At 73.6% G+C, this 24,508-nt stretch carries 22 protein-coding genes and 1 riboswitch; of the genes, 12 read left to right on the top strand and 10 right to left on the bottom strand.

Translation table 11 applies throughout. The features are described 5' to 3' along the window. Positions 1-85: 85 nt before the first annotated feature. Positions 86-1,096 carry a polyprenyl synthetase family protein gene (locus A2U95_RS08630; RefSeq protein ID WP_166021591.1) on the bottom strand — a complete coding sequence of 337 codons (1,011 nt, stop codon included), beginning with the start codon at positions 1,094-1,096 and terminating at the stop codon, positions 86-88. Positions 1,097-1,526: 430 nt separating this feature from the next. Then, positions 1,527-1,706: riboswitch (cyclic di-AMP (ydaO/yuaA leader) on the top strand. 3 nt (positions 1,707-1,709) lie between these two features. On the opposite strand from A2U95_RS08630, the gene A2U95_RS08625 reads away from it, so the two are divergent. Continuing rightward, on the top strand, positions 1,710-2,189 hold the full coding sequence (locus tag A2U95_RS08625; RefSeq protein WP_166021590.1) for a transglycosylase SLT domain-containing protein: 480 nt from the start codon (positions 1,710-1,712) through the stop codon (positions 2,187-2,189). 30 nt (positions 2,190-2,219) lie between these two features. On the opposite strand, the gene A2U95_RS08620 is transcribed toward A2U95_RS08625, so the two are convergent. The 9 genes from A2U95_RS08620 to A2U95_RS08580 all read right to left on the bottom strand — a co-directional run bounded on the left by A2U95_RS08620 (position 2,220) and on the right by A2U95_RS08580 (position 13,029). After that, positions 2,220-3,077: an HAD family hydrolase gene (locus A2U95_RS08620; protein WP_166021589.1), complete on the bottom strand. Its 858-nt coding sequence runs from the start codon at positions 3,075-3,077 to the stop codon at positions 2,220-2,222. Positions 3,078-3,248: 171 nt separating this feature from the next. Further along, on the bottom strand, positions 3,249-5,066 hold the full coding sequence (gene recQ, locus A2U95_RS08615) for a DNA helicase RecQ (RefSeq protein WP_240957439.1): 1,818 nt from the start codon (positions 5,064-5,066) through the stop codon (positions 3,249-3,251). A gap of 291 nt (positions 5,067-5,357) precedes the next feature. Continuing rightward, positions 5,358-5,822 carry a VOC family protein gene (locus A2U95_RS08610; RefSeq protein ID WP_166021587.1) on the bottom strand — a complete coding sequence of 155 codons (465 nt, stop codon included), beginning with the start codon at positions 5,820-5,822 and terminating at the stop codon, positions 5,358-5,360. 105 nt (positions 5,823-5,927) lie between these two features. After that, positions 5,928-6,941, bottom strand: coding sequence for an EamA family transporter RarD (gene rarD / locus A2U95_RS08605; protein ID WP_166021586.1), 1,014 nt, complete (start codon positions 6,939-6,941; stop codon positions 5,928-5,930). Between the two features lie 172 nt (positions 6,942-7,113). Next, a complete protein-coding gene (locus A2U95_RS08600; protein WP_166021585.1) occupies positions 7,114-8,184 on the bottom strand; it encodes a 2-oxoacid:ferredoxin oxidoreductase subunit beta in 1,071 nt (356 codons plus the stop codon). Then, the gene (locus A2U95_RS08595; protein ID WP_206282840.1) at positions 8,177-10,072 is read right to left on the bottom strand and encodes a 2-oxoacid:acceptor oxidoreductase subunit alpha; all 1,896 of its coding nucleotides are present in this window, start codon (positions 10,070-10,072) and stop codon (positions 8,177-8,179) included. The genes A2U95_RS08600 and A2U95_RS08595 overlap by 8 nt, the downstream gene beginning before the upstream one ends. A gap of 218 nt (positions 10,073-10,290) precedes the next feature. After that, positions 10,291-10,950, bottom strand: a complete 660-nt coding sequence (locus A2U95_RS08590) for a response regulator transcription factor (protein WP_277350932.1) — start codon at positions 10,948-10,950, stop codon at positions 10,291-10,293. A 101-nt stretch (positions 10,951-11,051) separates the two neighbouring features. Beyond that, positions 11,052-11,729 (bottom strand): sensor domain-containing protein, encoded by a 678-nt coding sequence (locus A2U95_RS08585; protein ID WP_166021584.1) that lies wholly within the window; start codon positions 11,727-11,729, stop codon positions 11,052-11,054. Positions 11,730-11,733: 4 nt separating this feature from the next. Then, positions 11,734-13,029, bottom strand: coding sequence for a sensor histidine kinase (locus tag A2U95_RS08580; RefSeq protein ID WP_166021583.1), 1,296 nt, complete (start codon positions 13,027-13,029; stop codon positions 11,734-11,736). 165 nt (positions 13,030-13,194) lie between these two features. Here A2U95_RS08580 and A2U95_RS08575 point away from each other — a divergent pair, with 165 nt between their 5' ends. The 11 genes from A2U95_RS08575 to htpX all read left to right on the top strand — a co-directional run bounded on the left by A2U95_RS08575 (position 13,195) and on the right by htpX (position 24,191). Next, positions 13,195-13,566 (top strand): NADH-quinone oxidoreductase subunit A, encoded by a 372-nt coding sequence (locus A2U95_RS08575; RefSeq protein WP_166021582.1) that lies wholly within the window; start codon positions 13,195-13,197, stop codon positions 13,564-13,566. Further along, complete coding sequence (locus A2U95_RS08570; protein ID WP_166021581.1) at positions 13,557-14,183, top strand: NADH-quinone oxidoreductase subunit B; 627 nt, start codon at positions 13,557-13,559, stop codon at positions 14,181-14,183. Before A2U95_RS08575 ends, A2U95_RS08570 begins: the two co-directional genes overlap by 10 nt. Then, positions 14,180-15,271 carry an NADH-quinone oxidoreductase subunit C gene (locus A2U95_RS08565; protein WP_166021580.1) on the top strand — a complete coding sequence of 364 codons (1,092 nt, stop codon included), beginning with the start codon at positions 14,180-14,182 and terminating at the stop codon, positions 15,269-15,271. The genes A2U95_RS08570 and A2U95_RS08565 overlap by 4 nt, the downstream gene beginning before the upstream one ends. Next, positions 15,268-16,233: a complex I subunit 1/NuoH family protein gene (locus A2U95_RS08560; protein ID WP_166021579.1), complete on the top strand. Its 966-nt coding sequence runs from the start codon at positions 15,268-15,270 to the stop codon at positions 16,231-16,233. Before A2U95_RS08565 ends, A2U95_RS08560 begins: the two co-directional genes overlap by 4 nt. 92 nt (positions 16,234-16,325) lie before the next feature. Beyond that, positions 16,326-16,832, top strand: a complete 507-nt coding sequence (locus tag A2U95_RS08555) for a 4Fe-4S binding protein (RefSeq protein WP_166024951.1) — start codon at positions 16,326-16,328, stop codon at positions 16,830-16,832. Continuing rightward, positions 16,829-17,542 (top strand): NADH-quinone oxidoreductase subunit J family protein, encoded by a 714-nt coding sequence (locus A2U95_RS08550; RefSeq protein WP_166021578.1) that lies wholly within the window; start codon positions 16,829-16,831, stop codon positions 17,540-17,542. The genes A2U95_RS08555 and A2U95_RS08550 overlap by 4 nt, the downstream gene beginning before the upstream one ends. Then, the gene (nuoK, locus tag A2U95_RS08545) at positions 17,542-17,982 is read left to right on the top strand and encodes an NADH-quinone oxidoreductase subunit NuoK (RefSeq protein ID WP_166021577.1); all 441 of its coding nucleotides are present in this window, start codon (positions 17,542-17,544) and stop codon (positions 17,980-17,982) included. The genes A2U95_RS08550 and nuoK overlap by 1 nt, the downstream gene beginning before the upstream one ends. Continuing rightward, the gene (locus tag A2U95_RS08540; RefSeq protein WP_166021576.1) at positions 17,979-20,003 is read left to right on the top strand and encodes an NADH-quinone oxidoreductase subunit 5 family protein; all 2,025 of its coding nucleotides are present in this window, start codon (positions 17,979-17,981) and stop codon (positions 20,001-20,003) included. Before nuoK ends, A2U95_RS08540 begins: the two co-directional genes overlap by 4 nt. Positions 20,004-20,009: 6 nt before the next feature. After that, a complete protein-coding gene (locus tag A2U95_RS08535) occupies positions 20,010-21,605 on the top strand; it encodes a complex I subunit 4 family protein (RefSeq protein ID WP_166021575.1) in 1,596 nt (531 codons plus the stop codon). Further along, positions 21,602-23,122 (top strand): NADH-quinone oxidoreductase subunit N, encoded by a 1,521-nt coding sequence (locus A2U95_RS08530; protein ID WP_166021574.1) that lies wholly within the window; start codon positions 21,602-21,604, stop codon positions 23,120-23,122. The genes A2U95_RS08535 and A2U95_RS08530 overlap by 4 nt, the downstream gene beginning before the upstream one ends. 202 nt (positions 23,123-23,324) lie before the next feature. Then, positions 23,325-24,191 carry a zinc metalloprotease HtpX gene (htpX, locus tag A2U95_RS08525; RefSeq protein WP_166021573.1) on the top strand — a complete coding sequence of 289 codons (867 nt, stop codon included), beginning with the start codon at positions 23,325-23,327 and terminating at the stop codon, positions 24,189-24,191. Positions 24,192-24,508: the final 317 nt, after the last annotated feature.

Below are 24,508 nucleotides of genomic sequence, written 5' to 3'. Positions count from 1 at the left end.
CGAAGGCCCGGCCCCCTCGTGACGGGGGGCCGGGCCTTCGGCGGTCACGGCGGGGTGCGCGGCGGCAGGAGGCCGCGGCGGCGGGTCAGCCCGCGCGGTGCACCACGGCGTCGCACAGGTGCACGAGGGCGGTCCTGGCCTCGCACTCCGGCAGCGGGGTGAGGGCGGCGCGGGCCTCCTGGGCGTACCGGACGGTGTCGGCGCGGGCCTCCTCCAGGGCGGGGTGGACCCGCAGCCGGGCCACCGCCTCGGCGAGGCGCGCCTCGTCCGTCAGGTCGGAGTCGAGCAGCTCGCACAGGGCGACGTCCTCCGGCAGCCCGAGCCGGCGCACCCGCTCGCGCAGGCGCAGCACGGGCAGCGTGGCGATGCCCTCGCGCAGGTCGGTGCCGGGGGTCTTGCCGGAGTCGGAGGACTCGGAGGCGATGTCCAGGACGTCGTCGGCCAGCTGGAAGGCCACGCCGAGCCGCTCGCCGTACTGGGTGAGCACGTCCACGACCTGGTCGTCGGCGCCCGACATCATCGCGCCGAACCGGCAGGCGACGGCGACCAGCGAGCCGGTCTTGCCGGCCAGCACGTCGAGGTAGTGGTCGATGGGGGAGCGCCCGTCGGACGGGCCGGCGGTCTCCAGGATCTGGCCGGTGACCAGCCGCTCGAACGCCTCCGCCTGCACCCGCACCGCCTCCGGGCCCAGGTCGGCCAGGATGTGCGAGGCGCGGGCGAACAGGAAGTCGCCGGTGAGGACGGCCACCGAGTTGCCCCAGCGGCTGTTGGCGCTGGGCACGCCGCGGCGCACCTCCGCCTCGTCCATCACGTCGTCGTGGTACAGCGTGGCGAGGTGGGTGAGCTCGACGACCACCGCCGAGGGGACGATCCCCGGTGCCTCCGGATCGCCGAACTGCGCGGCGAGCGTGACGAGGAGCGGGCGGAACCGCTTGCCGCCGGCCTTCACGAGGTGCTGCGCGGCCTCCGTGATGAACGGGACCTCGCTCTTGGTGGCTTCGAGCAGACCTTCCTCGACGGCCGCCATGCCGGCCTGTACGGCGGCCTCCAGCGCCTGGTCCCGAACCCTCAGCCCGAACGGCCCGACCACGGTCACGAGGGGTCTCCTGTCTGCTGGTGTGTGCTGACGATCACACGGCTTGTCGATAGGTCATTGCCATCACCCCACTCAGCGTATCCGGTCAGGATTCGATCACCGACAGCCCCCACCCGCCGGATGGCCGGAGATGAACCGTCCGGTTTCGGGGAGTTGGGTGGCTTCGGTCTCTTTCCTGCCGTTTGTGTGCGCATTGGGTGATCCGTGAAATGAGCCACAGGGCGGAGGTGTGGACGCGGCGGGCCGGGTGGCCTGAACTCGCCCTTTCTGAACCGGAGTTGGGGGTCGGCGGCGGAGGCGGGAGTGGCGGGCGAATCACCCGTAATCATGATCGACCCGAATGATCCGCAGACTTCGTACTTGTGTCGGATGTCCGCTCTCGCATAGGTTTCGCGCCAGCCGGGCGGAACGCCGAATCCTGCCGCCGTCCGGTCACCACAGACCCATTCCACGCACGGCAGGAGCGGGGGACCCAGGTACACCGCCGGACCGGAGCACGCGTGCTCCCGGACGGCTCGGGGTGAAGCCTGTCGCCCGGCAAGGGCGACGGCCGGGCAGCCTTTCTGGCCCGAACCCGACAGCTCACCTCGCAGGCGCCCGGAGAGGAAAAGCCATGTCCCGCTTCACCCGTACCGCGTCCGCCCTCGCCGTCGCCGCGGCCGTCGTCGCCGCCCCGATCGCGGGCGCGACCGGCGCCTGGGCCGCCGAGGCCCCGGCCGCCGCCCAGGGCTCCGCCGCCCCGGAGAACAAGGTCGTCAACCTGGCCGCGACCCCGGAGAACCTGGAGACGTGGATCCGTGACGCCCTCGCCGTGATGGCGAAGCACGACATCCCGGGCTCCTACGAGGGCATCCACCGCAACGTGATGCGCGAGTCCTCGGGCAACCCGCTCGCCATCAACGACTGGGACATCAACGCCGTCAACGGCATCCCGTCCAAGGGCCTGCTCCAGGTGATCGACCCCACCTTCGACGCGTACCACGTGGAGGGCACCGGGAACTCGCCGTTCGACCCGGTCGCCAACATCGTCGCCGCCTGCAACTACGCGGCCGACCGCTACGGTTCGATCGACAACGTCAACAGCGCGTACTGATCCCCGGCGGCTTCCGCCGCCCCCGCGCGATCACCGCTGATCCACGCCGGTCCCTCGGGGGAACAGGCGCTCGAGGACGACGGCCACGCCGTCGTCCTCGTTCGTCGTGGTGACCTCGTCGGCGACCGCCTTCAGCTCGGGGTGGGCGTTGGCCATGGCCACCCCGCGGGCCGCCCACCTGAACATGGGCACGTCGTTCGGCATGTCGCCGAAGGCGATGGCGTCCTCCGGGCCGAGGCCGAGCCGGGAGGCCGCCATGGCCAGGCCGGTCGCCTTGGTGATGCCGTGCGGCTGGAGCTCCACGGTGCCCGGACCGGACATCGTCACCGTCGCCAGCGAACCGGCCGCCGCGCCGGCCACCGCGGTCAGCTCGTCGTCGGTCAGCTCGGGGTGGCCGAGCAGCACCTTGGTGATCGGCCGCTCCCACAGGTCGTCCCGGCGGTCCACCCGCACCGAGGGCAGGGTGGGGCGCGCCATCCGGTAACCCGGCTCGATCAGCGTGAGCCCGTCGACGCCGTCCTGGTCGACGGCCGCGTACACCTGGCCCACCTCGGCCTCGATCTTGCCGAGGGCCGTCTCGGCCAGCTCCCGGTCCAGCGTCATCGACCACACCAGGCGGTCCCGGTCCGCGTCGTAGAGCTGCGCGCCCTGCCCGCACACCGCGAAGCCGCCGCCGATCCCGGCGAGCAGGTCGCGTACCCGCGGCGCGGGGCGGCCGGTCACCACCAGGTGCCGGGCTCCCGCCCGGGCCGCGCACCCCAGCGCCGCGCGGGTGCGGGGGGAGACGGTGTCGTCGTCACGCAGGAGCGTGCCGTCCAGGTCCGTGGCGATGAGCGCGTACGCGGGGAGCGCGCGGGAGGGGGGCGCATAGGCGGCGGGTGCGGGCATGATCAGAGAATACGGACGATCCGGAGCACCCCCGTGACGGGTTGACACGCCGGCGCGATATGTGCAATAGGGCACCGGTCGTCTCATGTGAGCGTTCGGGTGGCCGTTTTCCCGTACGTCCCCTCCTCGGAAGGCCGCCGACGGCGGACGGCGGGGAGGGGGCGTACGGGGTCAGGCGGCGTCGAGCGATGCCAGGAGTTCGACGACGCTCTCGCCGTGGGTGGCCAGCTTCTTCTCGCCGATGCCGCTGATCCCGCGCAGCTCCTCCACCGAGGAGGGGCGGGCCGCGGCGATCTCCCGCAGGGTCGCGTCGTGGAAGATCACGTAGGCGGGGACGCCCTGCTCCCGGGCGCGCTCGCCGCGCCAGGCGCGCAGCGCCTCGAAGACGGGCTGGAGCTCCTCGGGCAGCTCGGCCACGGCCGCGGCGGCCTTCGCCCTGCGCTCACCGCGCGCGGAGGGCGCCTTCCTGGGCTCCTTGCGCATCGGCACCGGCCGCTCGCCGCGCAGCACGGCGGCGCTGCCCTCGGTCAGCACCAGCGTGCCGTACTCGCCCTCCACCGAGAGCAGTCCCTGGGCCAGCAGCTGGCGGACCACACCGCGCCACTCGCCCTCGGCGAGGTCCTCGCCGATGCCGAAGACGGACAGCTGGTCGTGGTCGAACTGGATCACCTTGGCCGTGCGCTTGCCGAGCAGGATGTCGATGATCTGGGTGGCGCCGAACTTCTGGCGCCGCTCCCGGTCCAGCCGGACCACGGTGGACAGCACCTTCTGCGCGGCCACGGTGGCGTCCCAGGTCTCCGGCGGGGCGACGCAGGTGTCGCAGTTGCCGCAGTGCTCCTCGGCGGCCTCCTGGCCGAAGTAGGCCAGCAGCTGGGCCCTGCGGCACCGGACCGTCTCGCAGAGGGCCAGCATGGCGTCCAGGTGGGCCTGCGCGCGGCGGCGGAAGGCCTCGTCGCCCTCGCCGGACAGGATCATCTTCCGCAGCTGGACGACGTCGTTGAGCCCGTACGTCATCCACGCCGTGGACGGCAGCCCGTCACGGCCCGCGCGGCCGGTCTCCTGGTAGTAGCCCTCCACCGACTTCGGCAGGTCCAGGTGGGCCACGAACCGCACGTCGGGCTTGTCGATGCCCATGCCGAAGGCGATGGTCGCCACGACCACCAGGCCCTCCTCGCGCAGGAACCGGGACTGGTGGGCGGCACGGGTCCCCGCGTCCAGGCCCGCGTGGTACGGCACCGCCTCGACGCCGTTGGCGCGGAGGAACTCGGCGGTCTTCTCCACGGAGTTCCGGGAGAGGCAGTAGACGATCCCTGCGTCGCCTTGGTGCTCCTCGCGCAGGAAGGCCAGCAGCTGCTTCTTCGGCTCCGCCTTCGGCACGATCCGGTACTGGATGTTGGGCCGGTCGAACCCGGCGACGAAGTGCCGGGCCGAGTCCAGGCCGAGGCGGCGGGTGATCTCCTGGTGGGTGGCGCGGGTGGCCGTCGCGGTCAGGGCGATCCGCGGCACGTCGGGCCAGCGCTCGCCCAGCACCGACAGGGCCAGGTAGTCGGGGCGGAAGTCGTGGCCCCACTGGGCCACGCAGTGCGCCTCGTCGATCGCGAAGAGGGAGACCCGGCCGCGGGAGAGGAGGTTCAGGGTGGACTCGAGGCGGAGCCGCTCGGGGGCCAGGTAGAGGAGGTCCAGCTCACCGGAGCGGAACTGGGCCTCCACCACCCGCTGCTCGTCGAGGTCCAGGGTGGAGTTCAGGAAGCCGGCCCGCACGCCGGCCGCGCGCAGGGCGTCGACCTGGTCCTGCATCAGCGCGATCAGCGGGGAGATCACCACGCCGGTGCCGGGGCGCACCAGGGCGGGGATCTGGTAGCAGAGCGACTTGCCGCCACCGGTGGGCATCAGGACCACGGCGTCCCCGCCCGAGACGACGTGGTCGACCACGGCCTGCTGCTCGCCGCGGAAGGAGTCGTAGCCGAAGACCTTGCGCAGCGTCTCCAGCGCCGCTCCGCCCGCGTCGTGCGCGTCCGCCCCGTGCGCGTCCGCCCCGTGCGCGTCCGCCCCGTGCGGGTCCGCCCCGTGCGCGTCCGCGCCCGTGGCCGCCGATGCCGTTGTTGCCGTGGTCACACCTGTACCGCCCGTCCCTGTCGACCTCCCTCCACCATAGGGGGGAGCGCCGACGCCGCCGGAGTTTTCCACAGGTCCGGCGGGCGCGGGGCCCGTGCGCACCGGGCCCGCGGGCGCCGCACGTGCGGGGAGGGGGCCCGGACGGGGCGTTCGGGGGCGGCGGGTTCAGCTGACGCAGAACTCGTTGCCCTCCGGGTCGTACATGACCGTCCACGCGCCGCCCTGCTCGCGGACCTCGCGCAGCACGCGGGCGCCCAGCGCCGTCAGCCGCTCGACCTCGGCGGCACGCGTCCCCGGGCCGGGGTGGAGGTCCAGGTGGAGCCGGTTCTTGCCGGTCTTGGGCTCCGGGACCCGCTGGAACAGCAGCCGCCGCCCCAGTCCGGTCCCGGACTCCTCGTCGTACGGGTCCTCCGGGTGCCGGACCGCCGCCAGGTTCCGCCAGGCGGCCCGGCCGCGCCACTCCAGGGTGGCCTCGGCGGGCACCGCGCCGGCGCCCAGCAGCTTCTCCACCAGAGGGCTGTTGTCCTCCGGGAGGTAGTGCAGCGCGGCCGCCCAGAAGTCGGCCAGGGCGTGCGGGTCGGCCGCGTCGACGACGAGTTTCCAGTGGACCGGCACCGTGGGTTCCGTCATGGCACCACTCTTACGGGTGGCGCGCGGGCGCGCGCAACCGGAACGCGTGATCAGGCGGCGCGCCCCTGGGAAAGCGTGATCAGGCGGCCCCCTGGGAGCGGGTGATCAGGCGGTGCGCTCCTGGGAGCGCACCGCCTCGGTCCGCGCGCCCTGCTCCGGCAGTGCCACCGGGTCGGCCGGCGGGACGGCCACCGCCGCGGCGGCCGCCGCGCGCAGGGCGCGGGCCGAGCGGCGGGCGGTGCGCAGCGCGTCCCAGGTGAGCAGGGACAGCGCCAGCCACACCAGGGCGAAGCCCGCCCAGCGCTCCGGCGGCATGGCCTCGTGGAAGTAGAGGACGCCCAGCCCGAACTGGAAGACCGGCGCCAGGTACTGCAGCAGGCCCAGCGTGGACAGCGGCACCCGGATGGCGGCGGCGCCGAAGCAGATCAGCGGCACGGCGGTGACCACACCGGTGGCGGCCAGCAGGGCGGCGTGCCCGGCCCCTTCGGTGCCGAAGGTGGACCGCCCCTGGGAGCCGAGCCAGAGCAGGTACGCCAGGGCGGGCAGGAACTGGACGGCGGTCTCGGCGGCCATCGACTCCAGCCCGCCGATGTTGACCTTCTTCTTGACCAGGCCGTACGCGGCGAAGGAGAAGGCCAGGGTCAGCGAGATCCACGGCAGCCGCCCGTAGCCCACGGTCAGCACCACCACGGCGGCGAGACCGACGCCGACCGCGGTCCACTGCACGGGGCGCAGCCGCTCCTTGAGGAGGACGACGCCGAGGGCGATGGTGACCAGCGGATTGATGAAGTAGCCGAGGGACGCCTCGACGACGTGGCCGGCGTTGACCGACCAGATGTAGACGCCCCAGTTCACGGTGATCACCGTCGCGGCCAGGGTGACCAGCGCGAGCTTGCGGGGCCGGCGCATCAGCTCGCCGGCCCAGGCCCAGCGGCGTATCACCAGCAGGATCAGCCCGACCAGGACCAGGGACCAGATCATCCGGTGCGCCAGGATCTCCACCGCGCCGGCCGGCTTCATCAGCGGCCAGAAGAGGGGGACCAGGCCCCACATGCCGTAGGCGGCGAATCCGTTGAGCAGACCGATCCGGTTCTCGTTCCGCGGAGCCGGCTGTGGCATCTTTCCTCCTCCTGGCTGCCGCGCTCCCACAGCGTCGGCACCATTCGGAAGGTAACGCCGCGCCTCCCGCGTGTCATTCCCGTATCGGAATACGGTCCTGACACGCGGGAGTGCGCGGGCGCGCCGGCGTCGTCACCCGGCGGTCATCGCCGTGACGCGCGCCCCGTGGGGGTCATCCGGCGACCGTCCAGGTGTCGCCGCCCGCCAGCAGCGCGCCCAGGTCGCCGGGGCCCTGCCGCTCGACGGCGTCCTCCAGCTGCCGTGCCATCAGCGTGTCGTACACCGGGCGCTCCACCGACCGGAGGACCCCGATGGGCGTGTGGTGCAGGGTGTCGGGGTCGGCCAGGCGGGAGAGCGCGAACGCGGTGGTCGGCGAGGCGGCGTGCGCGTCGTGGACCAGCACGTCGGCCTCGTTCCGCGGCGTGACCTCGACCACCGCGAGGTCGCCGGTGGCCGGGTCGCGGACCACGCCCTTGCCGTTGTCCGCGCCGAAGCGGACCGGCTGCCCGTGCTCCAGGCGGATCACCGCCTCCTGGGCCTGCTCCCGGTCCTTGATCACGTCGAAGGCGCCGTCGTTGAAGATGTTGCAGTTCTGGTAGATCTCCACCAGCGCCGTCCCCTCGTGGGCGGCGGCCTGCCGGAGCACCTCGGTGAGGTGCTTGCGGTCGGAGTCCACCGTCCGCGCCACGAAGGTCGCCTCCGCGCCCAGCGCCAGCGACACCGGGTTGAAGGGGGCGTCCAGCGACCCCATCGGCGTCGACTTGGTGATCTTGCCGATCTCGGAGGTGGGGGAGTACTGGCCCTTGGTCAGCCCGTAGATCCGGTTGTTGAAGAGCAGGATCTTCAGATTGACGTTGCGGCGCAGGGCGTGGATCAGGTGGTTGCCGCCGATGGACAGCGCGTCGCCGTCGCCGGTGACCACCCAGACGCTCAGGTCCCTCCGCGAGGTGGCCAGCCCGGTGGCGATGGCCGGCGCACGCCCGTGGATGGAGTGCATCCCGTAGGTGTTCATGTAGTAGGGGAAGCGGGACGAGCAGCCGATGCCGGAGACGAAGACGATGTTCTCCTTCGCCAGCCCCAGCTCCGGCATGAAGCCCTGGACGGCGGCGAGGATCGCGTAGTCGCCGCAGCCGGGGCACCAGCGGACCTCCTGGTCCGACTTGAAGTCCTTCATCGTCTGCTTGCCGGCCGCCTTGGGGACCAGTGACAGCAGGTGCGGGGCGGTCTCGGTCGTCTCAGCCATCGATGGCCTCCTTCAGCGCCGCGGCGAGCTGCTCCGCCTTGAACGGCATGCCGTTGACCTGGGTGTGGGAGCGGGCGTCGACCAGGTACTTCGCCCTGATCAGGGCGGCGAGCTGGCCCAGGTTCATCTCCGGGACCACCACCTTGTCGTAGGCCCGGAGCACCTCGCCCAGGTTGGCCGGGAACGGGTTGAGGTACCGCAGGTGCGCCTGGGCGACCTGGTGGCCGATGCCGCGCAGCCGGCGGACCGCCGCGGTGATGGGCCCGTAGGTGGAGCCCCAGCCGAGGACCAGGATCCGGGCGCCGCCGTCCGGGTCGTCGACCTCCAGGTCCGGCACCGCGATGCCGTCCACCTTGGCCTGGCGGGTGCGGACCATGAAGTCGTGGTTGGCCGGGTCGTAGGAGATGTTGCCCGTGCCGTCCTGCTTCTCGATGCCGCCGATCCGGTGCTCCAGACCGGGCGTGCCCGGCACCGCCCACGGACGGGCCAGCGTCTCGGGGTCCCGCTTGTACGGCCAGAAGACCTCGGTGCCGTCCTCGGTGGTGTGGTTCGGTCCGTCGGCGAACGGCACCCGCAGGTCCGGCAGGTCCTCCACCTCGGGCACCCGCCAGGGCTCGCTGCCGTTGGCGAGGTAGCCGTCCGAGAGCAGGAACACCGGGGTCCGGTAGGCCAGCGCGATCCGGGCCGCCTCCAGCGCCGCGTCGAAGCAGTCCGCCGGGGTGCACGGGGCGACCACCGGGACCGGGGCCTCGCCGTTGCGGCCGTACATCGCCTGGAGCAGGTCGGCCTGCTCCGTCTTGGTGGGCAGACCCGTCGACGGGCCGCCGCGCTGGATGTCCACGATCAGCAGCGGAAGCTCCAGCGAGACCGCGAGGCCCACCGTCTCCGACTTCAGCGCCACACCCGGGCCGGAGGTCGTGGTCACCGCCAGGGAGCCGCCGAAGGCCGCGCCGAGCGCCGCCCCGATGCCGGCGATCTCGTCCTCCGCCTGGAACGTGCGCACGCCGAAGTTCTTGTGCCGGCTGAGCTCGTGCAGGATGTCGGAGGCCGGGGTGATCGGGTACGACCCCAGGTAGAGCGGCAGCGCGGCCTGGCGCGACGCGGCGATCAGACCGTAGGAGAGCGCCAGGTTGCCGGAGATGTTGCGGTAGACGCCGGGCGGGAACGCCTGCGACGCCGGGGCCACCTCGTAGGAGACGGCGAAGTCCTCGGTCGTCTCGCCGAAGTTCCAGCCGGCCCGGAAGGCCGCGATGTTCGCCTCGGCGATCTGCGGCTTCTTGGCGAACTTCTTCCTCAGGAACGTTTCGGTCCCCTCGGTCGGCCGGTGGTACATCCAGCTCAGCAGGCCCAGCGCGAACATGTTCTTGCTGCGCTCGGCCTCCTTCCGGGTGAGACCGAACTCCTTCAGCGCCTCCACCGTGAGGGTGGTCAGCGGCACGGGGTGCACCTGGTAGCCGTCGAGCGACCCGTCCTCGAGCGGATCGGCCGCGTAGCCGACCTTCTGCAGGGCACGGGTGGTGAACTCGTCGGTGTTGACGATGATCTCCGCGCCGCGCGGCAGGTCGGCGAGGTTCGCCTTCAGCGCGGCCGGGTTCATGGCGACCAGCACGTTCGGTGCGTCGCCGGGGGTGAGGATGTCGTGGTCCGCGAAGTGGAGCTGGAACGAGGAGACGCCCGGGAGGGTGCCTGCGGGGGCGCGGATCTCGGCGGGGAAGTTGGGCAAGGTCGACAGGTCGTTGCCGAAGGACGCCGTCTCCGAGGTGAAACGGTCGCCGGTGAGCTGCATCCCGTCACCCGAGTCACCCGCGAACCGGATGACCACCCGTTCGAGCCGGCGGACGTCCTTCGCCGCTGTCGGCTCGCGCTCTGTACTGACCTGGCTGGTCACTGAACTGGACCTCCCTGGGCGGCATGTGCGGGAGACGCCTTGGGCCGGCCGCTCCCGCCTCAACCCTAAGTCTGTAAGGGCTGCCTTCCTGTGTCATTCGTTGAACCGCTTGGCGTGGAAGGGCGCGGAGCCGGCGCCTGTCGCCAGGCGGCCCCCGCGGGCTGTTGACATCTTGTCAACAGCGAACCCTCGGTCCAGCGTGGCAGCAGTTCACCAGTTCAGGAGTTCAGATAGGTCAGGACGGCGAGAACCCGACGGTGATCCCCGTCACTCTGGGCCAGACCCAGCTTCATGAAGATGTTGCTCACGTGTTTCTCCACCGCTCCATCACTGACCACCAAGCGGCGCGCGATCGCCGAGTTGGTGCGGCCCTCCGCCATCAGCCCCAGCACCTCCCGCTCGCGCGGGGTCAGGCCCTCCAGCACGTCCTGGCGGCGGCTGCGGCCCAGCAGCTGCGCCACCACCTCCGGGTCCAGGGCCGTCCCGCCACGGGCGACCCGGACCACCGCGTCGGTGAACTCGCGGATGTCGGCCACCCGGTCCTTGAGCAGGTAGCCCACGCCCCTGCTCGACCCGGCCAGCAGTTCGGTGGCGTAACGCTCCTCCACGTACTGCGAGAGCACCAGCACGCCCACCCGCGGATGGTCCTTGCGGATCCGGACGGCGGCCCGCACCCCTTCGTCCGTATGGGTGGGCGGCATCCGCACATCGGCCACCACCACGTCGGGGAGCTCGCCCCGGGCGGCGAGATCGGTGATCGTCTTCACCAGCCCCTCCCCGTCGCCGACCCCCGCGACCACCTCGTGGCCCCGGTCGGTGAGCAGCCGCGTCAGCCCCTCCCGCAGCAGCACCGAATCCTCGGCGATGACCACCCGCACCTTGTTGTTCTCCGCGTTCTCCACCGGCCCAGCATCCCAGCAACATTCCGGCGGCGGGGACGATTTCCGTCCCCGCCGCCGCCCCGCCGCCCGTTCCGCCCTCAGAGCCCGGCGCGCCCGGACGGGCCGAGCAGGCCGCGGGCCAGCGCCGTGTCCACCGCGGCCGTCCCGCGCGCGGTCCAGGCGGCCCCCAGGGTCACCGCCGCGCCCACCAGGCAGCACACGGCCAGCTCGAACGGCGTGGAGCCCAGCAGGGCGCCGTCGCCGAAGAGGTGGATCTCCCGGTCGCCGGCCGGCAGCCACCAGTACCAGACCGGCAGCGTCAGCAGCCCGAGCCCGGCCGACCAGAGGGTCACCGTCACGGTGAACGAGAACACCGCCCACGGCAGGTGCACCAGCGCGTACAGCGCCTGCCGCCAGGTCGACCCGCTGCGCAGCACCGCGCCGCACCAGGCGATGAGCCGCGGCGCGTCCCCGCGCGGCGCCGGCGGCTCGGGCTCGGCGACCCGCACGCCCAGCAGCAGCCGCACCCGGGCCCGCTCGGCCGCGCCCAGCAGCCGGCAGCCGGCCAGGGCCAGCACCAGCACCGGCAGCCCGACCACCGTGACCAGCAGCCCGGCGCCCAGCGACAGGGCGGTCACGACGTAGGTGAACAGCACGACGGCGACCGGCAGGTTCAGCAGCGCGTGCAGGACCGCCAGCGGGGTCGCGGGCTCCAGCAGCGGCGCCAGCGGCGCGGGGAGGCGTGCGGCCCGCTTGCAGGGGTGGACGGCGGTCATGACGTCAGCCTTCCTTCGTGAGGGTGACGGGCCGGTCCCGCCAGGGAAGTTCGGCGGTGACCGTGGTGGGCCCGCCCTCCGGGGAGTCGACGACGAACACGCCGTCCACCGCGCCCAGCCGTTCCGCCAGTCCCGCCAGGCCCGACCCGGCGTCGAGGCGGGCGCCGCCCCGGCCGTCGTCGTGGACCTGGAGCATCAGCCGGTCCCCGGCGCGCCACACGTCCACCGAGACGGTGCGCGCCCCGCTGTGCTTGCTGACGTTCTGCAGCAGCTCGGAGACGGTGAAGTAGGCGATGCCCTCCACGGCCTCGGCCGGCCGGGTCTGCAGCTCCACCGACACCCGCACCGGAACCGTGCAGCGGGACGCCACCGAGGAGAGCGCCGCGTCCAGTCCCCGGTCGGTGAGCACCGCCGGATGGATGCCGCGGGCCAGGTCGCGCAGCTCCCGCAGGGCCAGCTTCACCTCGCCGTGCGCCTCGTCGACCATGGCGGCGGCCGCCTCGGGGTCCTCCAGCAGCTTCTCCTTGGCCAGACCCAGCCCCATCGCCAGGTTCACCAGCCGGGCCTGCGCGCCGTCGTGCAGGTCGCGCTCGATGCGCCGCAGGTCCGCCGCCGCGGTGTCGATCACCACGCCCCGGTCGGACTCCAGCTCGGCGATCCGCCGCTCCAGGTCCGGGGAGGGCGACAGCAGCCCGCGGACCATCGCCCGGTCCACCGTCGTCATGGCGCGCACCACGTGGGGCAGGACCGGCCACAGGACGAACAGGCCGGTCAGCGTCACCGTGAAGGTGAGGACGCCCCAGGGCAGGCGGATCAGGTGGTACAGCATCGACCGCCAGCCCACCGGGTCCTTGAGCGCCGTCCACAGGCGGACGAAGAAGTTGCCGGAGCGGTTGTGCGAGCTCAGCGGGCTCGGCTCGTCGATCCGGAGCCCCAGCAGGCCGCGGGCGCGGCCGCGCTCCAGCCGGCCCAGCAGGCGCGCGCCCATCAGGGCCAGCGCGAGCAGGGGCAGCCCGATCGCGGTCACGGTCAGCCCGGCGCCGGTCGGCAGCACCACCGCGGCGTAGGTGAAGCCGACCACGGTCACCGGGAGGTTGCTCAGCAGGAACGCGATCTCCCGCCAGGTGTACGCGTCGTAGGCCAGGCGCGCCGGAGGCGGGCCGGCGCCGTCCGGGAGCGTGGCCGCCGGGGACGGGGCCGCCGGGAGCGCCGGGGCCACCGGGGACGGGGCCTGAACCGGGGCCGCCGGGGCCGCCGGGGAGGAGGCCGGCAGCGGGGCCGGTGTCGGTTCGGTGGTCATGGGGCCAGACTGCCCGGCGGCGGCACGCCCGCGCCATGAGGTGGTCCGGCCGAGAGGTACGGGGGAAAACCCCACCACCGCACCCGGCCTCCGCCGGGGAGGCAGGGCCTAGACTCCCGTTGCGTACGTTCACGAGGGAACCAGACGTGGGGAGCGAGGACCGAGGTGCCCGACTACTTTCCGTCCTACTCGGTCGTCGGCCTCCTCGCCGTCGTCGGCGTGCTGTTCGTCGCCGCCGCCTTCGGCGCGGGACGCCTGCTGCGGCCCGTGGTGCCGACGCCCGAGAAGCTGCTCACCTACGAGTGCGGCGTCGACCCGGTCGGCGAGGGCTGGGCGCACACCCAGGTCCGGTACTACGTGTACGCGTTCCTCTACGTGATCTTCGCGGTGGACTCGGTGTTCCTCTTCCCCTGGGCGACCGTCTTCGACGCGCAGGGCTACGGCGCCACCACCCTCGTGGAGATGTTCCTGTTCCTCGGCTTCCTCGCCGTGGGCCTGCTGTACGCCTACAGGAAAGGCGTCCTGGAGTGGACGTGACCGCTGCCGCCACCGGTGACACCCCCGAGCCGCAGCCGGTGATGCTGCCCGAGCCCAAGCGGCTGGGCGCGCTCTCCCGGCTGGCGCCCGAGCCGATGAAGGTGGTCCTCAACTGGGGCCGCCGCTACTCGCTCTGGGTCTTCAACTTCGGGCTCGCCTGCTGCGCCATCGAGTTCATCGCCGCGTCGATGTCCCGGCACGACTTCATGCGCCTCGGCGTCATCCCGTTCGCGCCGGGGCCGCGCCAGGCCGACCTGATGGTCGTCTCGGGCACCGTGACCGACAAGATGGCGCCCGCGGTGAAGCGGCTCTACGAGCAGATGCCGGAGCCGAAGTACGTCATCTCCTTCGGCGCCTGCTCCAACTGCGGCGGGCCGTACTGGGACTCGTACTCGGTCACCAAGGGCGTCGACCAGATCGTCCCCGTCGACGTCTACGTGCCGGGCTGCCCGCCGCGGCCGGAGGCGCTGCTGCAGGGGATCATCAAGCTCCAGGAGAAGATCGCCCGGGAATCGCTGGGCAAGCGGTACGGCGGGAGCGGCGCGGCCCCGCGCCCCTCCACCGCCGCGCTCACCAGCGGGCTGGTCCGGCCGCCGGCCGCGGAGGGGGACCGATGAGCGAGGGGTGGCTCCCGGAACCGGCCGGTGCGCTCTTCGGCGACGGGGCCGTGGCGGAGGAGTCCTACGAGGTCCTGACGGTCGACGTGCCCCCGGAGGCCTGGACCGAGGCGCTGACCGTGGCCCGCGACCGGCTGGGGTGCACCTTCTTCGACTGGCTGAGCGCGGTGGACGAGCCGGGCGCGGGCTTCCGGGTCTGCGCCCACGTCGCCGCCCTGGGCCGGCCGGTCCGCCGGCTGCTGCTGCGCACCACCGTGCCGCACGACGCCCCGGTGCTGGCCTCCGCGGTCGGCGTCCACGCGGGCGCGGCCTGGCACGAGCGGGAGACCCACGAGATGTTCGGCGTGCGGTTCGACGGCCACCCCGGCCTCGAGCCGTTGCTGCTGCCGGAGGGCTTCGAGGGGCATCCGCTGCGGAAGGACTTCGTGCTGGCGGCACGGGTCGTCAAGGCGTGGCCGGGGGCCAAGGAGCCGGGGGAGTCCGCGGCGGCGGAGCACGGCGGGCCCAGGCGGCGGCAGATGCTGCCGCCGGGGGTCCCGGACCCGAACGAGTGGGGCCCGCTGAAGGGGCAGCTGCCCGCCGCCCCGGCCCGGGGCGCGGCCCGCGCGGCCGGCGCCGACCGCCCGCGCCGTGCCCGGACCGTCTCCGAGGGGTCCGCCTCCCAGGCCGCGGAGACCCCGGCCGCCCCCCGGCGTTCCCGCAGCGCGTCCGCGGGCTCCGCGTCGCAGCGCGAGGAGCCGGGTGGTGCGGCGGGGGCCGCGGGCGCGCCGGCGGGTCCGCGGCGTTCGCGGAGCGTGTCGGAGGGTTCGGCGTCGCAGCGCGAGGAACAGGGTGACGCGACCGCGCCGCCGCCCTCGGTGCCGCGCCGGTCCCGTTCCGCCTCGGGCGGGTCCGCGTCGCAGCGGGCCGAGGGGACGACGCCCCCCGCCGAGCGGGAACCCCGGCGGCCGCAGGCCGCCCCGCGCAGCCCCGACGCCCCGTGGCACCACGCGAAGCCCGCCTTCGAGGAGCCGGAGGGGCCCCGCGAGGGCGACGACCCCACCACGGACGAACGACCCACCGACGACCCCGAGGGAGGCGGACAGTGACCGACGCGCTCGACGTCACGCTGCGTCTGCTCGCCGTCTTCGCCGCCTTCCTGGTCCTCCCGCTGGTCGTGGGCCAGACCGAGCACAAGGTGATGGCCCACATGCAGGGCCGCCTCGGCCCCATGTACGCCGGCGGCTTCCACGGCTGGGCCCAGCTCGTCGCGGACGGCGTGAAGTTCGCACAGAAGGAGGACGTGGTCCCGGCCGGCGCCGACCGCCGGGTCTTCCAGCTGGCCCCCGCCGTCGCCCTCCTGCCGTACCTGCTGGTCCTGCTGGTCATCCCGCTCGGCCCGGGCGACGCGGTCGGCCAGGCGATCGACGCGGGCGTCTTCTTCGCCCTCGCCGTGATGGGCGTCGGCGTCCTCGGCTCGCTGATGGCCGGCTGGGCGTCCGCCAACAAGTACTCCCTGCTCGGCGGCCTCCGCACCGCCGCCCAGCTGCTCGCCTACGAGCTGCCCATGCTGCTCGCGGCGGCCTCCGTCGCCATGGCGGCCGGCACCGTCTCGCTCACCGGGATCGCCGGCGCCTTCGAGTGGTGGTGGCTGCCCTGGCAGATCGTCGGCGCCGTCGTCTTCTTCGTGGCCGGACTCGCCGAACTTCAGCGCCCGCCGTTCGACATGCCGGTGGCCGACTCGGAGATCATCTTCGGCGCGTACACCGAGTACACCGGCCTGCGCTTCGCCTTCTTCCTGCTCGCCGAGTACGCCGGCATCGTCGTCCTCTGCGGCCTGACCACCGTGCTGTTCCTCGGCGGCTGGCACGGCCCGTTCGGCGGCGACGGCCTCGGCTGGTTCTGGACCCTGCTGAAGACCGCCGCCCTGGCCTTCGTGGTCATCTGGCTGCGCGTCACCTACCCCCGGCTGCGGGAGGACCAGTTGCAGAAGCTGTCATGGACCTTTCTGGTTCCGCTCGCCCTCGCCCAGATCGCCCTCACCGGCGTCGTCAAGGTGGTGATCCCGTGACGCCGTCCGCCTCCGCCTCGGCCTCGGCCTCCGCATCCCCGGGATTCCCCGGCAGCGGGCTGGCCAAGGGCCTGGCCGTCACGCTGCGCACCATGATGCGGAAGAACGTCACCGCGCAGTACCCGGAGGTCCAGCCCGAGCTCGCCCCGCGCACCCGCGGCGTGATCGGCCTCTTCGAGGAGAACTGCACGGTCTGCATGCTGTGCGCCCGCGAGTGCCCGGACTGGTGCATCTACATCGACTCCCACAAGGAGACGGTGCCCCCGGCCGCGCCCGGCGGCCGCGAGCGGCAGCGCAACGTCCTCGACCGGTTCGCCATCGACTTCGCGCTCTGCATGTACTGCGGGATCTGCGTCGAGGTGTGCCCGTTCGACGCCCTGTTCTGGTCCCCGGAGTTCGAGTACGCCGAGACGGACATCCGCGAGCTCACCCACGAGCGGGACAAGCTCCGCGAGTGGATGTGGACCGTCCCCGCCCCGCCCGCCCTGGACGCCGGCGCGGAGGAGCCCAAGGAGGTCGCCGCCGCGCGCAGGACCGCGGACAAGCTGCGGCAGGCCGAAGGCCAGGCGGAGGGCCCGGCGGAGGGTGAGGCCCCGTGAGCCACGGATTCCTCTCGCCCACCGGGGTGGAGGTCACCTTCCTGCTGGTCGGCGTGGTCACCCTCGGCGCGGCGGTGGTCAGCGTGACCACCCGGCAACTGGTGCACGCCGCGCTCTGGCTGGTGGTGGCGCTCGGCGGGCTCGCCGTCGAGTACCTGCTGCTCACCGCCGAGTTCATCGCCTGGGTGCAGGTCCTGATCTACGTCGGCTCGGTGGTCGTCCTCCTCCTCTTCGGCCTGATGCTCACCCGGGCCCCCATCGGACGCTCCCCGGACGCCGACTCCGGCAACCGCGGGGTCGCCCTCGGCGTGGCGGTCGCCGCGGCGGTCGCCCTGGTCTGGCTGGTCGTCGACGCCTTCCGCACCACCTGGATCGAGCTGGACGGCGCGTCCGCCGGCACGACCGAGGTCACCGGCGAGTCCCTCTTCCGGCACTGGGTGCTCCCCTTCGAGGCCCTCTCCGTCCTGCTGCTGGCCGCGCTGGTCGGCGCCATCGTCCTCTCCCGCAAACGGAACGCCGACGTGGACGCCGCGTCCTCCGGGAAGGCCGGCGCCGCCCGCCCGGCCGGCCCGTCCACGAGGACCGCGGCCGGTGCGAAGGCCGCCGGCCGCGCCGCCGCAGGCCGTGCCGCCGCCCGGCCCGGCGAGCAGGGCGCGGCCGACGCCGCGTCCGGTGACGCCGGACGCCGTGCCGAAGGAGGCGAGCGCTGATGCACCTCGTGTATCCCGTCGTCCTCTCCGCCCTCCTCTTCTGCACCGGGGTCTACGGCGTCCTGGCACGCCGCAACGCGATCCTGGTGCTGATGTCCGTCGAGCTCATGCTCAACGCCGTCAACCTCAACCTCGTCGCCTTCGACGCCTGGCTGAGCCGCGCCGCCCGGGCCGGGTTCCCCCACGACGGGCTCCACTCGGGCCAGGCGCTGACCCTGTTCACCATCGCCATCGCCGCCGCCGAGATCGGCATCGGCCTGGCGATCGTCCTGGCCGTGTACCGCAACCGCGGCACCGCCGACATCGACCGCCTCCGCGACACCGCGGAGGACGGCGGCGGGAGCGCGGACACGGGCGCGGGCAGGGACGACGGGGCCGGCACCGACGACGCCACCGCCACCGCCACCGGGACCGGCGAGAAGGCCGAGGCCTCAGCATGAGCACGATCACCCTCGCCGTCCTCGTCCCCCTGCTGCCGTTCCTCGGCGCGGTCGCGGGGCTGCTGCTGGGCCGCGTCGCCCCCGGCTTCGTCCGCCCCCTCGCCGTGCTCCCGGTGCTCGCCTCCCTCGCCCTCGCCGCGCTGGTGGCGGCCCGCCAGGGCGGCCGGGACCCGGTCGACGCCGCGACCGAACTCACCCCGACCGGCTCGGTGCCGATCGAACTGGCCCTGCACGTCGACGGTTTCGCGGCCCTCGCCGCCGTGCTGGTGACGCTGGTCTCCGCGTGCGTGCAGGTCTACTCCACCGGTTACCTCCGCCACGACGCCCGCTACCCCTCGTACGCCGCGCTGGTCTCCCTCTTCACCGCCGCCATGCTGCTCGTCGTCTACACCGGCGACCTGATGGTGCTGCTGGTCGGCTGGGAGGTCATGGGCATCTGCTCCTACTTCCTGGTCGGTCACTACTGGGAGACCCCCGAGGCGCGCGCCGCCTCGCTCAAGGCGTTCCTCGTCACCAAGGCCGGCGACGTCCCGTTCCTGATCGGCCTCTTCGTCCTCGCCTCCGACGCGGGCTCGTTCCGGATCACCGAGATCCTGGAGGCGGTCCGGAACACGGCCCTCGCCCCGGGCACGCCGACCTTCGCCGCGGCGGAGCGGATCGACCACCCCACCCTGATCGCCCTGCTGCTCCTGGCCGGGGTGGCCGGAAAGTCGGCGCAGTTCCCGCTGCACACCTGGCTGCCCGACGCGATGGCCGGTCCCACACCCGTCTCCGCGCTGATCCACGCCGCGACCATGGTCGCCGCCGGCGTCTACTTCGTGGCCCGGCTGCTCCCGCTCTTCCAGCTGTCCGGGGCCGCCATGCTGGTGCTGGCGGTGACGGCCGCCGTCACCATGACCGGTGCCGCCCTCGCCGCCCTCGCCCAGGACGACGTCAAACGGGTCCTGGCCTGGTCGACCATCGGCCAGCTCGGCTACATGACCGGCGCACTGGCCGCCGGGGACCGCTCGGCCGCCGCGTTCCACCTCCTCACCCACGGCGCCTTCAAGGCACTGCTGTTCCTCGCGGCGGGCGTGCTCATCCACGCCGCCGGCACCAACTCGCTGGCCGCCATGTCCCGCATGGGCGGACTGCGCTCCCGCGTGCCCGACGCCTACTGGACGATGACCGTCGCCCTGCTGGCACTGGCCGCGATCCCGCCGTTCAGCGGCTTCTTCTCCAAGGAGGCCGTCCTGGTCGCCGCCGAGCACGCCGCCACCGGTGACGGCGGCCCGGTCGCCGCCGGGTGGATCGTGCTGGCCGCCGGCCTGCTCACCGCCCTGCTGACCGCCGCCTACGCGGCCCGCCTGTGGCTGCGGGCCTTCCGCGGCCGCGGGGCCGAACTCCCCGCGCACGGCAGGCAGCCCGTCGCCATGAACGCCGTCCTGTGGGTGCTGGCCGTCCCCTCCCTCGCCCTCGGCACCGCCTTCGGCGTGCTCCCCGACTGGCTCGGCGGGCAGTCGCCGGCCCCCGGCTGGGCGACCTCCGTGCTCGCCACCGGCATCGCCCTGGTCGGCGGGATCGTCACCTACGCGACCTGGCGGCACACCACCGCCTTCGCGGCCGGCGCGCCGCTCGGCGCGGTCGCCGCCCACCCCGACGCGGACCCCGGCCGGGTCGAGGCGGAGGCCATCGCGAGCCACGCCCCCGCCTACGGCGACGTGGCCGACGCGCCCGACCCCTCCGACCCGGGCCGTCTCCTGCTGGGCCCCCTGCACCGCCACGCGGCCGCCGGCTTCCACCTGGACGCCCTCTACCGCGCGGCCTTCGTCCGTCCGGTGACCGCCGCGGCGTCCCTGGTGCGCTTCCTGGACCGCGAGGTCGTCGAGACCTACGTCCGCGGCGCCGCCGCCGCGCCCCGCCTGCTGGGCGCGGCCGTCCGCCGCGCACAGACCGGCAACCTCCAGACCTACGTGAGCGCGCTGCTCGCCGGAACCGTGGTCCTCACGGTGGCCGTCGTCCTCGCCGTCTCGGGAGCGTGAGCAGGCGTGATCGATGTCAACGAGTCCGTGATGCGGGCCCTTCTCGCGTTCGTCGTGGTGATCCCGCTGCTCGGGGCCGCCGCCGCCCTCCTCCCGGCCCCGCCCGGGCTGAGGGGGAGGTCGCCCGAGCAGGCGGTGCTGCGGCACGGCGTGACCGTCACCGCCGCCGTCCTCCTGGCCGCCCTGGCCCTCGCCGCCGGGTTCGACCACCACCGGCCCCAGACCATGCAGGCCACCACCGACATCAGCTGGATCCCCGCCCTCGACGTGCGGATCCACCTGGGCGTCGACGGCATCTCGCTGCCGCTGCTGGTCCTCACCGCCCTGCTGACCTTCCTCTGCGCGCTCCACGCGTACGCCAACCCGCCCGCGGGCGGCTCCCCGAAGGCGTTCGTCGCCCTGCTGCTCGTCCTGGAGACCGGCACCCTCGCCTCCTTCGCCGTCCTCGACCTGCTGCTGTTCTTCCTGGCGTTCGAGACCGTGCTGATCCCGATGTACTTCCTGATCGCCCGCTGGGGCGGGGCGGGCCGCGCGCAGGCGGCCTGGAAGTTCATCCTGTTCACCCTGCTGGGCTCCGTGGTCATGCTGCTCGGCCTGCTCCTGATCGGGATCGAGGCGGGCACGTTCGACATGGTGGCACTCGCCACCGGCGACGGACGGCCACTCACCGTGACGGTCCAGGTGGTGGCGGTCCTGGCGATCGGCATCGGCCTCGCCGTGAAGACCCCGATGTGGCCCCTGCACAGCTGGCTGCCCGACGCCCACACCGCCGCGCCCACCGTCGGATCGGTCCTGCTGGCCGGCGTGCTGCTCAAGATGGGCACCTACGGCTTCGTCCGCATCCTGCTCCCCGCCGCCCCCGAGGGCTTCGAGGTCTTCGCGCCCTACCTGGCCGCCTTCGCCGTCGTCGGCATCGTCTACGGCTCCCTGGCCTGCCTCGCGCTGGCGCGCAAGGGCGCCCGGGGCGACCTGAAGCGCCTGATCGCCTACTCCTCCGTCGGCCACATGGGCTTCGTCCTGCTCGGCATCGCCACCATGACCCCCACCGGCGTCAACGGGGCCCTGTTCGCCAACGTCGCCCACGGGCTGATCACCGGCCTGCTCTTCTTCCTGGTCGGCGCCCTCAAGGACCGCACCGGCACCACCGACCTGGACGCCCTCTCGGCACAGGGGCTCCAGGCCACCGGAGCCGCCCTCTACGGCCGCGCGCCCCGCCTCGGCGGCCTGCTCGCCTTCGCCGCCGTCGCCTCCCTGGGACTGCCCGGCCTGGCCGGCTTCTGGGGCGAGATGCTCGCCCTCTTCGGCGCGTTCGACCCGGCAGCGGGCCTCAGCCGCCCGGCCTACCTGGTCTTCATGGCGGTCGGCGCCTTCGGCACCCTGCTCACCGCCGCCTACCTGCTGGTCGTGGTCCGCCGCGTCTGCATGGGCGCACCGCCGCGGGACACCGACGGCGTCCCGCTCCTCGCCGACGTCCGCGGCCACGAGTTCGCCGCCTGGACCCCGCTGGTGGTCCTCACCGTCCTCGCCGGACTCTGGCCGAAGGCGCTCCTCGGCCTCACCGACCCGGCCGTCCAGCAGCTCTTCGCAGGAGGCACCCGATGAGCGCCCCGGCCACCGCCGAGAGCGTGGTCCAGTCCGTCGACTGGCTCGCCGTCGCGCCCCCCACCCTCACCGCCGTGGCCGCCCTGGCGGTCCTGGTCGCCGACCTGTTCCTCCCCGGGCCCCGCAAGGCGCTGCTGGGGTGGATCTCCGTCGCGGCCCTCGCCGCCGGCCTGCTCGCCCTGCTGCCCCTGCTCGACGGCGACCGCTCCACCTTCTGCCTGACCACCGACCCCGGCGTCTGCAGCTACGTCGCCGACCGCTTCACCCTGGTCGTGCAGCTCGTCGTCCTCGGGGGAGCGCTGCTCGCCGCCCTCCTGTCGATGACGGCGCTCAAGGACGAGGCCCGGCGGCTGCCCGCCGGCGAGTACTGGTTCCTGCTCCTCGGCTCGGCCGCGGGCGCCGCCCTGCTGCCCGCCTCCCGCGACCTGGCGACCCTGATCGTCGCCCTCGAGGTGGCCTCCCTGCCCGCGTTCGCCCTGGTGGGACTGCGCCACGGGGACCGCCGCTCCTCCGAGGCCGCCCTCAAGTTCTTCCTCTCCTCGGTCACCGCCACTGCCGTCAGCCTGCTCGGCGTCAGCTTCGTCTACGCCGTCACCGGGTCGATGCACCTGACGGTGGTCGCGGAGGAGATCCAGCGGGTCGACGGCCAGTTCTCGGCGCTCGCCCGCGCCGGCGTGGTCCTCACCCTGGTCGGCTTCGCCTTCAAGACCGCCGCCGTCCCCTTCCACTTCTGGGTGCCCGACACCTACGCGGGCGCGCCGCTGCCGGTCGCCGCCTACCTGTCGGTCACCGGGAAGGCGGTCGGCTTCACCGGCCTGATCCTGGTCACCGTCCTCGCCTTCCCGTCCTACGCCCCGGTCTGGGGGCCCGTCATGGCCGTGCTGGCCGCGCTCACCATGACCGTCGGCAACGTCGGCGCCCTGCGCCAGCGACCCGGCCGGGACCGCAGCGCCGTCCGGCTGCTGGCCTGGTCCTCCGTGGGCCAGGCCGGCTACCTGCTGGTCCCGGTCGCGGCGGCCGCCTACGGCGACGACGCCGCCCGGGCGATCGGCTCGACCCTCGCCTACGCCCTGATGTACGCCGCCGTGAACCTCGGCGCGTTCACCGTGGTCGCCCTGGTGGACCGGAGCCGGCCGGCGGGCCGCGTCGAGGACCACCGCGGTCTGTATGCCTCCCGCCCGGTGGCGGCGCTCCTGCTGGCCTTCTTCCTGCTGTCCCTGGCCGGACTGCCGCCGGGCATCGTCGGTCTCTTCGCCAAGGTCACCGTCTTCGCCTCGGCGGTGGAGGCGGGGATGGGGTGGCTGGCCGTGGTGATGGCCGTCAACGTGGTGATCGCGCTGGTCTACTACCTCCGCTGGACCGCGCTCCTCTTCCGCGCCGCGCCCGAGGGCGCCCCCGCCGCCCGCCGCGCCACGGCCCCGCTCACCGCCGCCCTGGTGGTCACCGGGCTCCTCGCCGTCGTCCTCTCCGGCGCGCCCCAGCTGATCCTCCGCTTCACCGGCGTGACCCTCTTCTGATCCGTCCCTCCGCCCCGGGACCGGCCCCGCGGCGGGACGCGCGCCCCGCCCCGGGGGCACGTGCGTCCCGGGCCCGCCGGGGTACCCGCCCGGAACCGGCGTGGGGAACTGCGGCCGCCCGCACCGCGTTGACCTGTACGTAAGGGTCCACTGGACGCGACGCACCAGAGGCTCCCCCCGCCGCACCAATGGAGGGCGTACCGTGCACCGTCGGCACAACGGACTCAGGACCGCGGTCCTCCTCGGGGGACTGTCGGCGCTCATCATCGTCATCGGCGGCTTCTTCGGGCGCGGCGGCCTGATCGCCGCCGTGCTGGTGGCGCTCGCCACCAACGCCTACGCGTACTGGAACAGCGACAAGCTGGCCCTGCGCGCCATGCGCGCCCGTCCGGTCAGCGAGTTCGAGGCCCCCGGCCTCTACCGGATCGTCCGCGAGCTCTCCATACAGGCCCGCCGGCCCATGCCCCGGCTCTACATCTCACCGACCGACGCGCCCAACGCCTTCGCCACCGGACGCAACCCGCGCAACGCCGCGGTGTGCTGCACCGACGGCATCCTGCGCATCCTCGACGAGCGCGAACTGCGGGGCGTGATCGGCCATGAGCTGAGCCATGTCCACAACCGCGACATCCTGACCTCGTCCGTCGCGGGCGCGCTCGCCTCGGTGATCATGTTCCTGGTCAACTTCGCCTGGCTGATCCCCATCGGCCGCTCGGACGACGACGAGGGCCCGGGCCTGCTCGGCATGCTCCTGATCATGCTGCTGGGCCCCCTCGCCGCCTCCGTGATCCAGCTCGCCATCAGCCGCTCCCGGGAGTACGAGGCCGACGCCGACGGAGCCCGCCTGACCGGCGACCCGCTGGCCCTGGCCAGCGCCCTGCGCAAGCTGGAGGCGGGCGCCAGGGCACTGCCGCTGCCGCCGGAGCCGAAGATCGAGACGGCCAGCCACATGATGATCGCCAACCCGTTCCGGCCGGGCCAGGGCCTCTCCAAGCTCTTCTCCACCCACCCGCCCATGACCGAGCGGATCGCGCGGCTGGAGCGCATGGCGGGCAGCGGCCGCGGCTGAGGCCGGCGCCGGAAGAGCTCCGCGCCGGAAGGTTCCGCCCCGTCGGCGGTCCGGCGCCACTGCCGACGCGCCCCGGACGGCACGGGCCCGCCTCCGCGCGCCCGGGCCCGTGCGCGCCCCGGTCCGCCGGGGACCGGCGGGGAGGAGGGCCCGGGCGACGCCGTCGCGGAGCACGGGGCCGGAGAACGCGCGGTGGTCCCCGCAGGCCACCACCGGGAAACCCGGTTCCCGGCCGCCCCGGGCCCGGTCCTCCGCGTGACCGGCCCGGACGACCGGGTCCCACCCCGCCCCGTCGGCGGCCGGGACCGGCCCGCGGG

The organism is Streptomyces chilikensis (assembly GCF_001642695.1).
In the GTDB taxonomy this organism is placed as follows: domain Bacteria; phylum Actinomycetota; class Actinomycetes; order Streptomycetales; family Streptomycetaceae; genus Streptomyces; species Streptomyces chilikensis.
Note: the sequence above shows the minus strand (reverse complement) of the source record. Positions and strands in the feature narration are given on the sequence as shown.